Source organism: Xanthomonas sp. NCPPB 3583 (assembly GCF_041475715.2).
Lineage (GTDB): Bacteria > Pseudomonadota > Gammaproteobacteria > Xanthomonadales > Xanthomonadaceae > Xanthomonas > Xanthomonas euvesicatoria.
Genome location: NZ_CM191263.1, coordinates 526,212 through 542,250, shown reverse-complemented (window position 1 = coordinate 542,250; position 16,039 = coordinate 526,212). Strand labels below are relative to the sequence as shown.

The following is a 16,039-nucleotide window of genomic DNA, read 5'->3' as shown; positions in this document are numbered from 1 at the left end:
ACCATGCATCCGCTGCGCCTCTGCGATGTGCGCCACAGCGGAAAGTGGCCGGGCGCACAGAACGAAACACATCCGTAATTTTTACTACTGTCCAGTTCGTGACTGTGCAAGCGTAACTGCCGGCACCCAAGGTGCCATCGGCGACCGGCTGTCGGGGGGCTGCCGGTCTTTGCATTACACGTTTTCTGGAGAGAGTCGTCATGCAATTCCATGTCCTGGGCGCGGCAATCTGCTGCGCGCTCTCGTTTTCTGCTGCCGCGAATGCTGCCGATGTATCGGCAAATGCCGCTATTTCGCGCGCGCAATCGTTATTGGGGAACAACGCGTCTGCATTGGCCAATCGCGCGCCGGCCGACGCCTTCATCGCACGCGACAGCATCGTCGATGCCGACGGTACCGAACATGTGCGTTTCGATCGCACCTATCAGGGCCTGCCGGTGATCGGCGGCGACGTGGTGGTGCACTCGCGTCGCGGGGTGATGCGTGAATTGAGCCAGACCATGGACACCACGGTGCGTCCGAGCCTGGTGCCGGGAATCGATGCGGCAAGCGCGTTGCGTGTGGCCGGTTCGCACTTCGATGTGGCGCAGGATGCCGCGCCGCGTGCGAGTCTGGCGCTGTATGCACGCCAGGGCGCGCCGCGCCTGGTGTACGAGGTAATTTACAGCGGCGTCAAACCCGACCAGACACCGACCGAGATGCATTACATCGTCGATGCGGTGAACCAGCGCATCCTCGAATCCTGGGATACCGTGCATACCGCATGTAGCGGCGGCACCAGCGCCGCTGGCACAGGACGTTCGTTGTATGCGGGCAGCGTGACGGTGAACACGACGCGCTGCAGCAGCACCAGCTACGAAATGACCGATCTCAGTCGCGGCAGCGGTGCGACCTACAACATGCGCAACAGCACCTCCGGCAATGGCACGCTGGTCACCGATGCCGACAATGCCTGGGGCAGCGGCACCACCGGCGATACGGTCACCGCAGCGGTCGATGCGCATTACGGCGTGGCGTTGACCTGGGACTATTACCGCACCACGCATTCGCGCACGGGCATTGCAAACGATGGCGCCGGTGCACGGAGCCGGGTGCATTACGGTAGTCGCTACAACAACGCCTTCTGGCAGGACAGCTGTTTCTGCATGACCTTCGGCGATGGCGACGGCAGCACGTTCACGCCGCTGGTGTCGGTGGATGTGGCCGGTCACGAGATGACCCACGGTGTGACCAGCCGCACCGCCGCGCTGACCTACTCGGGCGAATCGGGCGGTTTGAATGAAGCCACGTCCGACATCATGGGCACCATGGTGGAGTACTCCGCTGCAAACAGTGCCGAGCCGGGCAATTATCTGATTGGCGAGAAGATCATCCCCAACAACAGCACCGGCACACTGGCGTTGCGTTACATGTTCAAGCCAAGCCTGGATGGCAAATCGCCCGATTGCTACAGCAGCAGCCTGGGCTCGCTCAATGTGCACTACAGCTCGGGCGTGGCCAATCACTTCTACTATCTACTGGCCGAAGGGGCGGTGGTGCCGAGCGGGTTCGGCTCGGGCACCAGCTACAACCTGACCCCGACCAGTCTGGTCTGCAGCGGCTCCACGGCACTCACCGCGATCGGCCGCGCCGCGGCCAGCCGCATCTGGTATCGCGCACTGACGGTCTACATGACCTCGTCCACCAACTACGCGGCGGCCCGTCGGGCCACGCTGAGCGCGGCCACCGATCTGTACGGCAGCACGTCCACGCAATACCGCGCAGTAGCGGCGGCGTGGAGCGCGGTCTCGGTGAACTGACGGTGCGTCCCTCGCCACGCCAGCAAGGCGTGGCGAGGGCACATCTGCCATGGCGCCATCCGCGCGCGTATGCTTGGATCATTCCTGGGAGGGAACATGAGCCAAAGCACCACGACCGCGCGACCGATCGAGCGCTATTTCGCCAGCTATTCCGACGATCATCAAAACGCGACCAATCAGCAGATCCACGTGCTGGCGGTGCCTGCCATCCTGTGGTCGGTGGTGGCGCTGTTGTGGTGCATCCCGGTCGGCGGTAGCTGGTTCAGCAGCGGCGTGTGGGCCGCGCTGTCGATGTTTGCGGCGTGGTCGTACTACAACCGGCTGTCGCGCCCGCTGGGGCTGGGCATGCTGGGGATCTTTTTCTTCTTCGGCTGTGTGTGCCGGTTGATCGAAGGCCGCGTCGGGCTTGGCGGCCTGTTCACCACCGCGCTGACGGTGTTCGTGCTGGCGTGGATTGCGCAGTTCGTCGGCCACAAGATCGAAGGCCGCAAACCGAGCTTCCTGACCGATCTGACCTATCTGCTGATCGGGCCGATCTGGGTGCTGGCCAAGGCGTATCGCCAGCTGGGTTGGCGTTACTGAGCGTCGCCGACAGACCAGCCAGGCCTCACGCGCCGATCCCGAGCTCTTCGGGCAGTGGGCGAAATGCACGCGGCGCATAGCCGAAATCGCGGCGTGCCGGCTCCAGATCGAATACCAGGTCCTCGCGCATGCGCTGTAGCGCGGCGGCATTCAAGCCCCGCAGGCGGCCCAGGCGTTGCGCTGCGGTGAGTGCAAGACCGAACAGGCTCGGCGGCACCTGGTACAGACGTGCAGGCCGTGGCAGCGCTTCCAGTACGCGCTCTACCATCTGCGTGTACGCCAGCACTTCGCCGCCGCCCACGGCATAACTGCGCTGCTGGGTGGCCGGCTGGCCAACCACCGCCAGAGCGGCGCTGGCCAGATCTTCCACATGCACGGGCTGGCGAAGGCCAGTGGCGTTGGCGGGCAGTACGAACGCGCCGGTGCGCTGCGCCAGCCCGGCGATCTGGGTCAAGGTTTTGTCGCGTCCCGCGCCGTAGACCAGGGTCGGCCGCAGCACGGTGGCGCTAGCGCCACGCGCACGCGCGGCGGAAAACAGCACCTGTTCGGCAGTGGCCAGACGCTGGGCCACGTCGCGCTCGGCCGCGTCGATGGAGTGTTCCTTGACCTCAACGCTGGTGGAACCGAACGCCACGATACGCGGCGCTACCACCGGGTTTTCGGCATACCAGCGTGCGAAGTGGTCCAGCGGACCACAGCTGAAGATCACCTCGAACGCCTCGCCGGCAGCTGCCGGCACAGCCAGATCGCCCTGCCGCCAGATCAGACCGGAGCGCGCTGCGCGCGGCTGGCGCGACCACGCTGTCACCTGCCATCGGCCGCTCAGCAGACGGGTCAGCAAGCGCTCGCCGATTTGCCCGCTGCCGCCGAAGGCCAGGGCGCGCGGCGCAGATGCAGCGGTGGACGGAGCGGGATTGGCGGCAGTCACAGGGCATTATCGATGCATGAATGCCTGCAGCATAGCGAGTGCGGCATTGCAATGTGCAGCCCAGTGGGGCCGATGGCAGGCCATGTGCGCTGGCGGCGTTGACGCGGACGTCAGTCAAGGGTTTGTTAAGCTCTCGGGCCTGCTCGCGAATCTTGTGTTCCCTGCATGCCTTTCTCGTTGGAAATTCTGCTGGCGCTGCCATTTGTCATGGCCGCTGCCGCTGCGCTGCTCTGGCGCGCCTCCCGTTCGATCACTGCGTGGTTGGCTGCGGCCGCGCCGTTGGCCGGGCTGCTGGTGCTGGCGCTGTTGACGCCCGCGGTGCTGCGCGGCGAGGTGATTGCCAGCGAGCACGCGTGGCTGCCACAGATTGGCCTGATGTTTTCGCTGCGGCTCGACGGCCTGGCCTGGATGTTCGCACTGCTGGTGCTGGGCATCGGTGCGCTGGTGGTGCTGTACGCGCATTACTATTTGAGCGCACGCGATAGCGCGTCGCGCTTTTTTGCCTATCTCTTGCTGTTCATGGGCGCGATGCTCGGCATGGTGTTGTCGGGCAACCTGCTCTTGCTGATGGTGTCCTGGGAACTCACCAGCATCAGCTCGTTCCTGTTGATCGGTTTCTGGTCGCATCGCAAGGACGCGCGCGAAGGCGCACGCATGGCCTTTGTGCTGACTGCCGGCGGCGGCCTGGCGTTATTGGGCGGCGTGTTGATGATCGGCCGCATCGTGGGCAGTTTTCAGCTCGATGCCGTCCTGGCCGCCGGCGATGTGATCCGCGCCAGCCCGCTGTATCCGTACGCGCTGGGCCTGGTGTTGCTGGGCATCTTCACCAAGAGCGCGCAGTTCCCGTTCCACTTCTGGTTGCCACACGCAATGGCGGCGCCCACGCCGGTGTCGGCGTATCTGCATTCGGCCACGATGGTGAAGGCCGGCGTGTTTTTGCTGGCGCGTTTGCATCCGGCGCTGGCCGGTACCGATCTGTTTTTCTACACGGTGACCAGCATCGGCGCGATCACGGTGCTGTTGGGCGCCTGGCACGCCATCTTTCAGCACGATCTCAAGGGCGTGCTGGCGTACTCGACCATTTCGCATCTGGGCCTGATCACGATGCTGTTCGGCCTGTCCACGCCGATGGCGGTGGTGGCCGGCGTGTTTCACCTCATCAACCATGCGGTCTTCAAAGCGTCGTTGTTCATGGCCGCCGGCATCATCGACCATGAGACCGGCACGCGCGACATGCGCAAGCTGGGCAATCTGCGCCGGTTGATGCCGGTGACCAGCGCGCTGGCCATCACCGCTTCGCTGGCCATGGCCGGCATTCCGCTGCTCAACGGCTTCTTGTCGAAGGAAATGTTCTTCGCGGTTGCGCTGGATACCGAAGCGCCGCAACTGATGCGCATCCTGGCCAGCACCGCTGCGCTGCTGGCCGGCCTGCTGGGCGTGGCCTACAGCCTGCGCTTCGTGCACGACACCTTCTTCGGCGAAGGCCCGCGCGCGCTGGACACCACGCCGCACGAGCCGCCGCGCTGGATGCGGATTCCGGTCGACGTGCTGGTACTTACCTGCGTGGCGGTGGGCATCGTGCCGGCATGGACAGTGGCGCCCGTATTGCGCGCCGGTGCCACCGCGATCTTGGGCGACCGGCTGCCCGACTACAGCCTGGCGCTGTGGCATGGCGTCAATTTGCCGCTGGCGATGAGCGTTGCCGGCATCGTCGGCGGTGCGTTGTTGTACGTGGCGCTGCGCCGCACGCTGGATCTGTATGCAATCCAGAACCGTTCGCCGGGAAAGGCGTTGTTCCAATGGAACCTGCGTGCCTTGTTCAGTGCCACCGCACGCATGACCGACGCCGTCACCAACGGCAACCTGCAGCGCATGTTGATGCTGCTGGTGCTAAGCGCGGTCGTGGTGGCGCTGGTGCCGTTCCTGCAAGGCGGTGCATTGCCGCAATGGCCTGCACCCATGCCAATGCCGGCGCTGGGGTGGATGGTGTGGCTGTTGATGATCGCATGCGCCCTGGGCAGCCTGTTCCTGTACAAGCAGCGCCTGTTGGCGGTGCTGGTGCTCGGCGGCACCGGGCTGGCGGTCAGCCTGACGTTCGTGTTCTTGTCGGCGCCGGATCTGGCGCTGACGCAGTTGCTGGTGGAAATGGTCACGCTGGTGCTGATGCTGCTGGCGATGAACTACCTGCCCGAGCGCTCGTTGCCCGAACGTGCGCGGCTGCGCAAGATGCGTGATGCCGCAATTGCCATTGCCGGCGGTGCCGGTCTTGCGGCGTTGGCGTATACCTTGATGACGCAACCCAGCCATTCGGTCGCCGGCGAACTGCTGCAGCGCGCCTTGCCCGAAGCGTATGGGCGCAATGTGGTCAACGTAATTTTGGTGGATTTCCGGGGCTTCGATACCTTTGGCGAGATCACCGTCTTCGCCATCGCCGGGCTGGTGGTGCACGCCTTGCTGCGCCGCGCGCGCATGGCACCGGAGCGCACCATGCCGGGGCCGCCGATCAAGTTGCCGGTGCCGGCCGATCTGGCGCAGATCATGTTCCCGCTGACATTGACGGTGTCGCTGTTCCTGTTCCTGCGCGGGCACAACGCGCCGGGCGGCGGCTTCATTGCCGGGCTGGTGTTGGCGGTGCCATTGCTGATGCAGTACGTGATTCAGGGGACGGCCTCGGTGGAGTCGCGCTTTGGTTTCGACTACATCCGCCTGATCGGCATCGGCTTGTTGTGCGCGCTGGTCAGCGGCGCCGGCTCGCTGGTGTTCGGGCTGCCGTTCCTGAGCAGCGGACATCTGGAAATTCCGCTGCCGCTATTGGGCGAGCTGGAACTGGCCAGTGCGCTGGGCTTCGATACCGGCGTGTACCTGGTGGTGTTCGGTGCGGCGATGTTGATGCTGTCGATGATGGGCACGATCAAGCCCTCGCGTACGCGCAGTTCGCAGCGCGGCGAGATCGACCCCACCCAACGTTCGACACGCACCGCGGAGCAGCATTGATGGAATTGGCAATGGCAAGCGCGATCGGCGTCCTCACCGCACTGGCGATCTATCTGCTGCTGCGCGCGCGCAGCTTCGATGTGATCCTGGGCATGACCTTCCTGTCGTATGCGACCAATCTGCTGATCTTTGCCGGTGGGCGCCTGCGCAGTGGCCAGGCGCCGGTGTTGCGCGACGGCGTGCCGGCCGAGCTGATGCATCACACCGATCCGCTCCCGCAGGCCCTGGTGCTGACCGCCATCGTGATCGCGTTTGCGATGACCGCGGTGAGCCTGGTGCTGGCGATCCGCAGCCGTAGCGACAATGGCAGCGACCATGTGGATGCGCACGAAGATGCCGCGACCGGCACGGATACGCGGCAGGCCCGGCGATGAACCATCTGCTGATCCTGCCCATCCTGATCCCGATGCTGGGCGCGTCGGCATCGTTGTTCGTCGAGCACCGCCGCTATGGGCCGCGCGTGCAGCGCAGCGTGGCGTGGGTCAGCATCGCCTTGTTGGCTGCGGCGGTCATCGCCCTGTTCGCACGCGCGGCCGACGGCCAGATCCTGGTCTATCTGCTCGGCGACTGGCCGGCGCGCATCGGCATCGTGCTGATGGGCGACCGCTTGTCGGCGTGGATGCTGCTGACGACCTTGATCCTGGGCTCGGCGTGCCTGCTGCATGCATGCGCAGGCTGGGACCGGCGCGCACCGCATTTCCATGCATTGTTCCAGTTCCAGTTGATGGGCTTGAACGGCGCATTCCTGACCGGCGACATCTTCAACCTGTTCGTGTTCTTCGAGGTGATGCTCATCGCCTCCTACGGCCTGCTGCTCAGCGGCGGGCGCGGGTTGCAGATGCGGGTGGGCCTGCATTACGTGGTGTTCAACGTGTGTGCGTCGACGTTGTTCCTGATTGCGCTGGGCCTGCTGTTCGGTGTGTTCGGCACGCTCAACATGGCCGAGCTGTCGCAGCGCATTGCCGATCTGCCGGCGCAGGACCTGCCGTTGGCAAAGGCCACGCTGGGCTTGTTGCTGCTGGTGTTCTGCAGCAAGGCCGCGCTGCTACCGCTGTATCTGTGGCTACCGGAAACCTATTCGCGTGCGCCGGCGGCGGTGGCTGCATTGTTCGCCATCATGACCAAGGTGGGGTTGTACGCAGCGCTGCGGGTATCGTCGCTGTGGTTCGGCGCCGGTGCCGGCGCGCTGCACGGCTTCGGTCGCCACGCGCTGTTGTGGCTGGGCATCGCAACGCTGTTGATGGCCGCGTTCGGGGTGATGGCCGCATCGCGGCTGCGGGTGATGGTGTCGTACCTGGTGGTGTTTTCGGCAGCGACCTTGTTCATCGCGTTTTCGCTGGACGATGCCGGCGCACTGGGCGCGGGGCTGTATTACCTGCCGCACAGCAGCTTTGTCGCCGCTGCGTTGTTCATGGTCTCTGACCTGATCCGCCGTCGCCGCGGCAGTGCCAGCGACCGCAAGGAAGTGGTGGCGCCGCTACCGGGGCGGGCCATTCCGGGCACGATGTTCATGATTGCCGCGGTGGCGGTGGCCGGGTTGCCGCCACTCTCCGGATTTCTGGCCAAGGCCGCATTGCTGCAACACGTGCCTGAAGGGCTGGTGGGACCGGTGTGGATCGCGGTGCTCGGCAGTAGCCTGCTGATCGTGATCGGCCTCACCCGCGCCGGCGTGCGGTTGTTCTGGCGGGTGCCGGCGGCGGCGGAAAATGCGCCGGAACTGCAGCCGCCGCGGCGTGGCCGCATGCGTCCGGTGGAGACCGCCGCCACGGTGCTGTTGCTGAGCGGGCTGGTTGTGATGACCGGCGCCGCAGGTCCCCTGATGCATTACACCGATGCGGCCGCTGCGCAGTTGCGCGACCCCGGCGCGTATGTCGACCAGGTCCGCGCCACCACGCCGCAACGGAGGCAGCCATGAACACGTGTCTGCCACTGCGTCGCCGCCTGTTTCCCTCGCCGCCCTTAAGCGTGACGGTCTTCGTGTTCTGGCTGCTGCTCAGCGATAGCTTCGGCCCGCAGCAATGGGTCCTGGGCATGCTGCTGGGCGTGGTGGTACCGATCTTTGCAGCGCGGCTGGACCGCGAGTTCGCACAGATCGGCTCGCTGCGCTCGGTGCCACGCATGCTGCTGGTGGCCGCAGGCGACATCGTGCGCTCCAACATCAAGGTCGCTGCGCAGGTGCTCGGGCCAGAATCGCGTATCCATCCCGGTTTCATCTGGGTGCCGCTGGACATCGCCAACATCCACGGCATTGCTGCGTTGACCAGCATGATCACGTTGACACCGGGAACCGTCTCGGCCGCGCTGTCGGACGACCGCAAATATCTGCTGGTGCACGTGCTGCATCTGGACGATCCGCAGGCCTTGATTGCCGAGATCAAGACCCGCTACGAAAAGCCCCTGATGGAGATCTTTCCATGACCGGCCACATGTTCATCGAATCGACCATCGTGATCTGCATTCACGCGGTGGGCCTGGCCATCCTGATGGCTTTGTGGCGGCTGCTGCGCGGGCCGACCGTGCCAGACCGCATCCTGGCGCTGGACACACTCTCGGTCACCGCCATTGCCGAATTGATGCTGCTGGGCATGTACCTGGATTCGCCGATCTACTTCGAGGCGGCCCTGGTCATTGCGATGCTTGGCTTCGGTAGCACCGTGGTACTGAGCAAGTACGTGTTGCGGCGGAGTATCGTCGAATGATCGCCCTCACCGAATATTTGCTCAGCGCCTTGCTGCTGGCGGGCACGTTTTTCATCCTGATCGGCGCTTTCGGTCTGGTGAAGCTGTCGGACTTTTTCAAGCGCCTGCATGCACCGACCAAGGCCAGCACGCTGGGCGTGGGCTGCGTGTTGCTGGCCTCAGTGGGATACCACCTGTTTCTCGGCGTGGACCCGCAGCCGCGCGAATTGCTGATCACCGTATTCCTGTTCATCACCGCACCGATCAGCGCGCACTTGATGGCCAAGGCAGCGCTGTCGCTGATGATGGAAAACCGCCCGGAAGTACCGAACCACGGCGACGCGCAGCAGGAAGGATTGCCGCAGGTCAAAGGCGATCTTGGCGAGAACGAAGAAACCGAGAAGCAGCATCCGGGGCCTGCGTCCGAGGGTGGCTGAGGCGTTGCTGCCCGGCGTGGCGTGTTTGCCGATCAGGTCCCGTTGCTGCTCAGAACCTTCTCAACGGCGCAACTGGCTGAGCCGGTAGCCCGCACATGGGGCATCGACTCACGAGCGCTCACTTCGTGCGTTCGCCTACCACAGATGGGCATGCAACTGCAGTGCGGCGCGACTCAACAATCACGCGTGGCGCTGCGCCACCGTTGCGCAGAGCGATTCTGCGACCGCCCACCATCGCTAACCGGCGCGACGCATGGGCCGCAGCAGGAATGACACACCCTCCGCTAGCGCAGGATACAAACGCCTGCGCAAGACGACACCGCCATCGCACCTTGCATGTCAGCCGCAGCCTTCGACGTAATCCACCTGCGGCGGCTTGCCCACGCGCCAGCTGGTGACTTTGCCGTCTGCATCGGTCTCGAATACCAGCGCGGTCTGCGTGGCAGCGTCGGGGAGACGCAGCGTCAGCGCGCCTGGAATGTACTTATGCGGCTGCTCGGTCAGGCCGTCGGGGTACAACGCACGCAGCTGCGCCAATGTCATGCCGACCTTGCCGCCGCCCGGCGCCGTCTCTTTCGCTTCGTTGGTCTGCAAGCGCACCAATTGCCCGCCTTCGAACATGAAGCCCAAGCGACGCGCATCGCTGGCCCACCGTGGGCGCAGCAGGTAACAGCCATTATCGGGTGCCGCTTTGCCCTGCAAATCGCCACCCCAGGCAGCCCGCGCCTGGCTGGCATCCATCCCAAAGCGCAAATCGCCATAGCCATCCATGCGCGCAAGCGCAGCGGGGTCCTGCTGGGTGCGCGGTGGAAATGTGCCAGCTGGCGCCGTGGCCGGCGGGACAGTGGCCGCCGGTTGGTCGTCAGCGGCCGCAACCGGTGCGTGCTCGGCGTTGGCGGGCGCGGCCGGCGCGGGCGATTGGTCGGCGCGGTTGCAGCTGGTCAGTACGAGCAATGCGCTCATCAGGCCCAATAGTCTGGATGTCATCTGCGCGTTTCCTAGAGTTGCAGTACAGCGTACACAGCCACCATCGCGACCATGTGCAGAGCGTGGCCACACACCGTCGCCGCCATGTCATCGGCGCTTCATTGGCGGGCGTCACGCTATTGGCTTCGCAGGACCGCCGCCATGATCCCACGCAAGACCGAGCTCGCCCTAACCACGTTGCAATCGCACCGCAGCCCGCTGACGCTGCTGCAACGGCGCGCGTTGATCCTGGCCGACGGCCAGCGCGATCTGGCCACGCTCGCCATGCTGCTGGGCGGCGACGGCACCGGCTTGGTGCAGAGCCTGTGCGCGATGGGGTATCTGGATCTTGGACCCGCTGCATGCGGTGCTGCGGGTCAAACGCGCACGGCAGCCACTGCCGCGCTGCCCGATGTGCACGAAGCACCTGTGGCCCTACCGGACGCAGGGCCCAGCGAAGAAGAGCTGCGGCGCCTGCGTCGCCGTGCAGCGACCAATGCACGCCTGTACTTGCTCGATATCCTGCAGTTGCAACGCAATGCCCTTGCCGCTGCGCTGCATCGGCAACTGCACGCCGCGCGCGACGACGATCAGATCCGCACGACCATCGCCGAGGCGTTGCACGCGCTGCCGCAGATCACCTCGGCGAGCTACGCCGAACGCGTCCGCACACGGATCGGCGAGCTGCTGCCGGAGACCTTGCAAGCCGCGTGATATGGCAGTGGTGGCCAGCGCGCGCCGACCGGCTCTTGCCGAGTCGCTCAACATGCGCAGGGGCTGGAGCCGAGCGCCGCATCACCGCAACGGCAGCAGCCCGCTCACCCACCGCTCGCATCACATCGCTGACGCGCAGACAGAGCAGCTGCAGTCCGGCTTGGGAGCGTCGGACCCCTGCCGCTCAGCCGCCAGGCGCAGCCGGCTGGTACTCGGGGCAGGCATCTGGCCGCCATCCACTCCAGGCACCGTGTGCCTGAGCATCGTCCGCACCATCTGCCAATTGCTTGCGAGGTCTTGGCCGCGCGCTAGGTTGCGTCTTCCGTTGTCGGCGGTTGAAACGCAGCGCGCAATCCGGACCAGCACTGCTGGTAATCCGCTTGCCGATGGGCGGCGTTCAATGCCTGCTGCGTAGGGCGCAACACCGCGCGCGTTTCGAACATGAAGGCCATGGTGTCGGCGATCACGTCCGGGCGCGTGAGATCTGCCTGTGACGCCTTGTCGAAGGTGGCCGCATCCGGGCCGTGCCCGCTCATGCAGTTATGCAACGAGGCGCCACCGGGCGCGAAGCCTTCGGCCTTGGCATCGTAGACGCCATGCACCAGGCCCATGAATTCGCTGGCGACGTTGCGATGGAACCACGGCGGGCGGAAGGTGTGCTGTGCCACCAGCCAACGCGGCGGGAAAATCGCAAAATCCATGTTCGCCGTCCCGTGCGTGTCGCTGGGCGAGGTCAGCACGGTGAAGATGCTGGGATCGGGATGATCGAAACTGATCGAGCCGATGGTGTTGAAGCGACGCAGGTCGTAACGATAAGGCGCGTAATTGCCGTGCCAGGCGACGACATCCAGCGGCGAGTGACCGATGTCGGCACGCCAGAGATGGCCCTGGAATTTGGCCACCAGTTCGAACCTGCCTTCGCGTTGTTCGAAGGCGGCGCGAGGGGTCTGGAAATCGCGCGGATTGGCCAGGCCATTGGCGCCGATCGGCCCCAGGTCCGGCAGGCGCAGCAGGCCGCCGAAGTTTTCGCAGACGTAGCCACGCGCTTCACTATCGAGCAGTTCCACCCGGAAACGCACACCGCGCGGTATCACGCCGATCTGTTGCGGCTCCAGTTCGAGCACGCCCAGTTCGGTGCAGACCCGCAACCGGCCAAGCTGCGGCACCAGCAGCAGCTCGCCGTCGGCGTTGTAGAAGAAACGATCGCGCATGGAGGCGTTGGCCGCATACAGATGCACGGCCACGCCGGTCATCGCCTCCGGGCTGCCATTGCCGGCCATGGTGTACAGGCCATCGACGAAATCGGTGCGCGTGACCGGCAACGGCAACGGACTCCAGCGCATCTGGTCCGGCGGCACCGGGCCGCCGCCGAAGTCGTTGTGGAGCCGAGACTGCTCGATCAGCGAGAAACGCCCATGCACCGCTGCCGGACGAATGCGGTACAGCCAGCTGCGCCGGTTCTCGCCGCGTGGCGCGGTGAAGGCGGTGCCGGACAACTGCTCGGCGTACAGGCCATGCGCCACGCGCTGCGGTGAGTTCTGCCCGACCGGCAGACTGCCGGCCACCGCCTCGGTTGCGAACTCATTGCCGAAGCCGGTCATGTAGGAAGTCTGGTCATGCATGGGCGTGGGCTCTTTGGTTGCGGCACCACCGTTGCAGGGAGGTGCGATGTTAGAGAAACGCAATGTTCAAGCCCCTCTCCCACCGGGAGAGGGGTTGGGGTGAGGGTACGGCGTCGCGACTATCGTGAAGATCGCCTCAACCACAGTATCCAGCGAAAGCAGCACATCGTTATTCCAAAAGCGCAGCACGATCCAGCCTTTCGATTGAAGCCACCGCGTCCTTGCCTGATCGAAGGATGCCTGATGCTGCGATCCGTCCAGCTCAACAATCACCTTAGCTTCAATGCAACAAAAGTCTGCGATGTACGGTGGAATCGGATGCTGCCTTCGGAACTTGAAGCCTTGTAGCTGATTGCTTCGCAGACGGCGCCAAAGTGCACGCTCTGCGTCGGTCATGTGGCGACGCAATGCGCGTGCGTGGGCACGGGTGACGGTAGGCAATGGCGGTTTGATTTTCATCGCTCCACCGTACCCTCACCCCAACCCCTCTCCCGTGGGGAGAGGGGCTTCAAGCACGTCCGTTTTCATGGGCTTTTCTTATCAGACAGCCTGGTCTTGCTGAGGTGGCGCTCGAGGGTCTTGCTCCAAGCGAATCCCGAATCCCGAATCCCGAATCACCAATACCCAATCCCCGCCCTCAAAGCACCCCGCGCTTGATCTGATCGCGCTCGATGCTTTCGAACAGCGCCTGGAAATTGCCTTCGCCAAAGCCTTCGTTGCCCTTGCGCTGGATGATCTCGAAGAAGATCGGGCCGATGCAGTTGGTGGTGAAGATCTGCAGCAGCTTGCGCTGCTTGGTATCGGGGTCGGCGTCGATCAGGATCTTGTTGCGGCGCAGGCGTTCGACATCTTCGCCATGTGCGGGGATGCGCAGGTCCACCACATCGAAATACGTGTCCGGCGTATCCAGGAAACTCACGCCGGCGGCGCGCATCTTTTCCACGCTGGTGTAGATGTCGTCGGTAAAGCAGGCGATGTGCTGGATGCCTTCGCCCTGATACGCGTCCAGATACTCGTTGATCTGGCTCTTGGGGTCGGAGGATTCGTTGAGCGGGATGCGCACGATGCCGTCCGGCGCGGTCATCGCCTTGGACACCAGGCCGGTCTTGGCGCCCTTGATGTCGAAATAGCGGATCTCGCGGAAGTTGAACAGGCGCTCGTAATAGTCCGACCAGCGCTGCATGTTGCCGAAATACAGGTTGTGGGTCAGGTGGTCGATGAAGGTCAGTCCGAAGCCGGCCGGGTGCTGGTCGGCACCGTCGATCGGCTCGAAATCGGCGTCGTAGATACTGCCGGCCTCACCGTAACGGTCCACCAGGTACAGCATGCAATCGCCGATTCCCTTGACCACCGGCGCCGGGACCGCGCGGGTGTCGGGCTTGTTCTGCACGGCTTCACCGCCGTTGCCCAGCACCGTCTGCAGCACGGTCTCGGACGGGGTGCGGAAGCGGATGGCAAAGCCGCAGGCGCAGGGGCCGTGCGCGGCGGCGAAATCGGCAGCGAACGAATCGGGATCTTCGTTGAGCAGGAAGTTGACCCCGCCCTGGCGATAGACGGTAATGGGGCGGCTGCGGTGACGCAGTACCGCGCTGAAGCCCATCTTGCGGAAATAATCGTGCAGCTGTTCCCCCTGGCCGGCCGGTGCGGCGAATTCGACGAACTCGAAGCCGTCGATGCCCATCGGATTGTCGAAGGTGGTGACCTGCATGCCAGGATCGGGGCGGGTTGCAGTGGTGTTCGGTTGTGCGCTCATCTTCGTTTCTCCACGCTTGGGGGGCCGCAGGGCTATGCGGAGTAGCAGAAGACCCGCGAGAATGCGCAGGCCACCCTCGGTTTGTAGTTGCAAATGAAACCAAAATCAAGACACAGTGCAACATGAGCGATCTCGACAGCCCCCACCCGCCGCAATATCCCGTGCTGCTCAACCTCGAGCAGTTCCTGCCGTATCGCCTGAGCGTGCTGTCCAACCGTATCAGCAGCAACATCGCCAAGGTATACGGCGATCGTTACGGCATGGCGATTCCCGAGTGGCGGGTGATCACGATCCTGGCGCTGTATCCGGGTTCCTCGGCCAGCGAGGTCTCCGACCGCACGGCGATGGACAAGGTGGCAGTCAGCCGCGCCGTGGCGCGCCTGCTGGAGCGCGGCTTCATCCGCCGCGAGACCCATGGCGACGATCGCCGCCGCTCGATGCTGGCGTTGTCGCCAGCCGGGCGGCAGGTCTACGAGACCGTCGCGCCGCTGGTCAACGAGATGGAACAACGGCTGATGTCGGTGTTCAGCGCCGAAGAACAGCAGGTCCTGGAAACGCTGATCGACCGGCTGGCCAAGGACGGGCTGCCGCGCATGGCCAGCAAGGACTGAGCAGCGCTACGCCGGGAGCCAATGCGTGGTGCCTTGGCGCCGCCCAGGATCGGATCCGGTTGCAATCGGCGCTGGCGCAGCACTGGCCTGGATGCCGTGCCGCGGCGCTGTCGCGCGATTTCGATAGATTGTCGGCGCGCTCGGAAACGACTGTTCGCTGGCTCGCAAATCGCGCATTGACGCAGCGCATCGCATGCCGGTGTGGCTGCCGTCGCCAGCAAGGCCTCATCACATCGCGCCAGGGCTGCGCGCGTGGAAGTCACAGGCTGAGTTCGCGCCGGGCGATAGCCATCGGCACGATGCAAACAAAAATCCCCGCAGCAATGCGGGGGTTTTTGTGTGACGTGTTCGCGCAACGTCAGGCCTGCGGTGGCGCCCACTGCTTGAGGAAATCGAACAGCTTCTTGCGGTCGAAACCCTCGCCCTTGCGCAACTCCGGGCCGGACTGCGTGGTCAGCAGCTTGCCGTCGCTGTCCAGCACCAGCAGCGACGGGGCGTCGTTGAGCTGGGCGAACGCCGACAGGAAGGCAGCGTTCTCGTTGGCTGCATCGCGGTTGACCTTGACCACCACGAAGTGCGCGTCGCGGAAGCTGCGCAGCTCCGCATCGCCGCCCATCAACTCGTCCAGCGCCTTGCAGGGCTCACAGGCGGCATTGCCGACATTGAGCACGATGCGCTTGCCGCCGCGCTTGGCCTCAACCTTGGCCGTCTCCAGATCGGCCGCCGGATCGCGCGAGGGGTCGTATTGCGCATTGAGCGCAGCGGCCGCGGCGATGTCGGCCGCGGTCGGCGTGTTGCCCGAAGACACCGGCTGGCTGGGATCGGCGCTGGGCGGCTTCTGCATCGAGGTATCCAACGGCTTGGGCGCCTCCTGCGGGCTGCTGGTCTGCCCGCAGGCGCTCAACAGACCGGTCAGCAGCAGGCCACAGACAAGGGGTTTGATCGGCATCGCTGT

General features: G+C 64.7%; 16 protein-coding genes. 10 read left to right on the top strand and 6 right to left on the bottom strand.

The features are described 5' to 3' along the window. Positions 1–200: 200 nt before the first annotated feature. Both ACCQ07_RS02355 and ACCQ07_RS02350 read left to right on the top strand, forming a co-directional pair. A complete protein-coding gene (locus tag ACCQ07_RS02355) occupies positions 201–1,799 on the top strand; it encodes a M4 family metallopeptidase (protein WP_218555303.1) in 1,599 nt (532 codons plus the stop codon). A gap of 96 nt (positions 1,800–1,895) precedes the next feature. Beyond that, positions 1,896–2,381 carry an Mpo1 family 2-hydroxy fatty acid dioxygenase gene (locus tag ACCQ07_RS02350; RefSeq protein WP_014089180.1) on the top strand — a complete coding sequence of 162 codons (486 nt, stop codon included), beginning with the start codon at positions 1,896–1,898 and terminating at the stop codon, positions 2,379–2,381. Positions 2,382–2,406: 25 nt separating this feature from the next. On the opposite strand, the gene ACCQ07_RS02345 is transcribed toward ACCQ07_RS02350, so the two are convergent. Further along, complete coding sequence (locus ACCQ07_RS02345) at positions 2,407–3,309, bottom strand: NAD-dependent epimerase/dehydratase family protein (RefSeq protein WP_372363746.1); 903 nt, start codon at positions 3,307–3,309, stop codon at positions 2,407–2,409. A gap of 165 nt (positions 3,310–3,474) precedes the next feature. Between ACCQ07_RS02345 and ACCQ07_RS02340 the strand changes: the two genes are divergently transcribed. From ACCQ07_RS02340 to ACCQ07_RS02315, 6 genes are read left to right on the top strand one after another with little or no spacing between them, the layout of a single operon-like run. Continuing rightward, positions 3,475–6,303 carry a monovalent cation/H+ antiporter subunit A gene (locus tag ACCQ07_RS02340; protein ID WP_277572989.1) on the top strand — a complete coding sequence of 943 codons (2,829 nt, stop codon included), beginning with the start codon at positions 3,475–3,477 and terminating at the stop codon, positions 6,301–6,303. Further along, positions 6,303–6,677: a Na+/H+ antiporter subunit C gene (locus tag ACCQ07_RS02335; protein WP_008575556.1), complete on the top strand. Its 375-nt coding sequence runs from the start codon at positions 6,303–6,305 to the stop codon at positions 6,675–6,677. The genes ACCQ07_RS02340 and ACCQ07_RS02335 overlap by 1 nt, the downstream gene beginning before the upstream one ends. Continuing rightward, positions 6,674–8,218, top strand: coding sequence for a monovalent cation/H+ antiporter subunit D (locus tag ACCQ07_RS02330; protein ID WP_218555874.1), 1,545 nt, complete (start codon positions 6,674–6,676; stop codon positions 8,216–8,218). The genes ACCQ07_RS02335 and ACCQ07_RS02330 overlap by 4 nt, the downstream gene beginning before the upstream one ends. Continuing rightward, the gene (locus tag ACCQ07_RS02325; RefSeq protein WP_218555873.1) at positions 8,215–8,721 is read left to right on the top strand and encodes a Na+/H+ antiporter subunit E; all 507 of its coding nucleotides are present in this window, start codon (positions 8,215–8,217) and stop codon (positions 8,719–8,721) included. The genes ACCQ07_RS02330 and ACCQ07_RS02325 overlap by 4 nt, the downstream gene beginning before the upstream one ends. Further along, the gene (locus tag ACCQ07_RS02320; RefSeq protein WP_218555872.1) at positions 8,718–9,002 is read left to right on the top strand and encodes a K+/H+ antiporter subunit F; all 285 of its coding nucleotides are present in this window, start codon (positions 8,718–8,720) and stop codon (positions 9,000–9,002) included. The genes ACCQ07_RS02325 and ACCQ07_RS02320 overlap by 4 nt, the downstream gene beginning before the upstream one ends. Beyond that, positions 8,999–9,418, top strand: coding sequence for a Na+/H+ antiporter subunit G (locus ACCQ07_RS02315; protein WP_008575549.1), 420 nt, complete (start codon positions 8,999–9,001; stop codon positions 9,416–9,418). The genes ACCQ07_RS02320 and ACCQ07_RS02315 overlap by 4 nt, the downstream gene beginning before the upstream one ends. Before the next feature lie 339 nt (positions 9,419–9,757). On the opposite strand, the gene ACCQ07_RS02310 is transcribed toward ACCQ07_RS02315, so the two are convergent. Then, entirely contained in the window at positions 9,758–10,381 is a 624-nt protein-coding gene (locus ACCQ07_RS02310; protein ID WP_031420831.1) for a hypothetical protein, read from the bottom strand. 165 nt (positions 10,382–10,546) lie between these two features. Here ACCQ07_RS02310 and ACCQ07_RS02305 point away from each other — a divergent pair, with 165 nt between their 5' ends. Further along, positions 10,547–11,098: a hypothetical protein gene (locus ACCQ07_RS02305; RefSeq protein ID WP_031420830.1), complete on the top strand. Its 552-nt coding sequence runs from the start codon at positions 10,547–10,549 to the stop codon at positions 11,096–11,098. A 308-nt stretch (positions 11,099–11,406) separates the two neighbouring features. On the opposite strand, the gene hmgA is transcribed toward ACCQ07_RS02305, so the two are convergent. The 3 genes from hmgA to hppD form a co-directional block, all read right to left on the bottom strand. Beyond that, positions 11,407–12,720, bottom strand: coding sequence for a homogentisate 1,2-dioxygenase (gene hmgA, locus ACCQ07_RS02300; RefSeq protein WP_372363744.1), 1,314 nt, complete (start codon positions 12,718–12,720; stop codon positions 11,407–11,409). Between the two features lie 66 nt (positions 12,721–12,786). Beyond that, positions 12,787–13,179, bottom strand: coding sequence for an endonuclease domain-containing protein (locus tag ACCQ07_RS02295; RefSeq protein WP_372363743.1), 393 nt, complete (start codon positions 13,177–13,179; stop codon positions 12,787–12,789). 178 nt (positions 13,180–13,357) lie between these two features. Further along, on the bottom strand, positions 13,358–14,473 hold the full coding sequence (gene hppD, locus ACCQ07_RS02290; protein WP_008575541.1) for a 4-hydroxyphenylpyruvate dioxygenase: 1,116 nt from the start codon (positions 14,471–14,473) through the stop codon (positions 13,358–13,360). Between the two features lie 122 nt (positions 14,474–14,595). On the opposite strand from hppD, the gene ACCQ07_RS02285 reads away from it, so the two are divergent. Next, positions 14,596–15,084, top strand: coding sequence for a MarR family winged helix-turn-helix transcriptional regulator (locus ACCQ07_RS02285; RefSeq protein ID WP_008575539.1), 489 nt, complete (start codon positions 14,596–14,598; stop codon positions 15,082–15,084). A 358-nt stretch (positions 15,085–15,442) separates the two neighbouring features. On the opposite strand, the gene ACCQ07_RS02280 is transcribed toward ACCQ07_RS02285, so the two are convergent. Continuing rightward, positions 15,443–16,033 (bottom strand): thioredoxin family protein, encoded by a 591-nt coding sequence (locus ACCQ07_RS02280; protein ID WP_008575538.1) that lies wholly within the window; start codon positions 16,031–16,033, stop codon positions 15,443–15,445. Positions 16,034–16,039: the final 6 nt, after the last annotated feature.

Excerpts from the sequence above, each read along its gene's own strand:
- ACCQ07_RS02355 (WP_218555303.1), top strand. The coding sequence starts at position 201 with ATGCAATTCCATGTCCTGGGCGCGGCAATCTGCTGCGCGCTCTCGTTT.
- ACCQ07_RS02350 (WP_014089180.1), top strand. The coding sequence starts at position 1,896 with ATGAGCCAAAGCACCACGACCGCGCGACCGATCGAGCGCTATTTCGCC.
- ACCQ07_RS02340 (WP_277572989.1), top strand. The coding sequence starts at position 3,475 with ATGCCTTTCTCGTTGGAAATTCTGCTGGCGCTGCCATTTGTCATGGCC.
- ACCQ07_RS02335 (WP_008575556.1), top strand. The coding sequence starts at position 6,303 with ATGGAATTGGCAATGGCAAGCGCGATCGGCGTCCTCACCGCACTGGCG.
- ACCQ07_RS02330 (WP_218555874.1), top strand. The coding sequence starts at position 6,674 with ATGAACCATCTGCTGATCCTGCCCATCCTGATCCCGATGCTGGGCGCG.
- ACCQ07_RS02325 (WP_218555873.1), top strand. The coding sequence starts at position 8,215 with ATGAACACGTGTCTGCCACTGCGTCGCCGCCTGTTTCCCTCGCCGCCC.
- ACCQ07_RS02320 (WP_218555872.1), top strand. The coding sequence starts at position 8,718 with ATGACCGGCCACATGTTCATCGAATCGACCATCGTGATCTGCATTCAC.
- ACCQ07_RS02315 (WP_008575549.1), top strand. The coding sequence starts at position 8,999 with ATGATCGCCCTCACCGAATATTTGCTCAGCGCCTTGCTGCTGGCGGGC.
- ACCQ07_RS02310 (WP_031420831.1), bottom strand. The coding sequence starts at position 10,381 with ATGAGCGCATTGCTCGTACTGACCAGCTGCAACCGCGCCGACCAATCG.
- ACCQ07_RS02305 (WP_031420830.1), top strand. The coding sequence starts at position 10,547 with ATGATCCCACGCAAGACCGAGCTCGCCCTAACCACGTTGCAATCGCAC.
- hmgA (WP_372363744.1), bottom strand. The coding sequence starts at position 12,720 with ATGCATGACCAGACTTCCTACATGACCGGCTTCGGCAATGAGTTCGCA.
- ACCQ07_RS02295 (WP_372363743.1), bottom strand. The coding sequence starts at position 13,179 with ATGAAAATCAAACCGCCATTGCCTACCGTCACCCGTGCCCACGCACGC.
- hppD (WP_008575541.1), bottom strand. The coding sequence starts at position 14,473 with ATGAGCGCACAACCGAACACCACTGCAACCCGCCCCGATCCTGGCATG.
- ACCQ07_RS02285 (WP_008575539.1), top strand. The coding sequence starts at position 14,596 with ATGAGCGATCTCGACAGCCCCCACCCGCCGCAATATCCCGTGCTGCTC.
- ACCQ07_RS02280 (WP_008575538.1), bottom strand. The coding sequence starts at position 16,033 with ATGCCGATCAAACCCCTTGTCTGTGGCCTGCTGCTGACCGGTCTGTTG.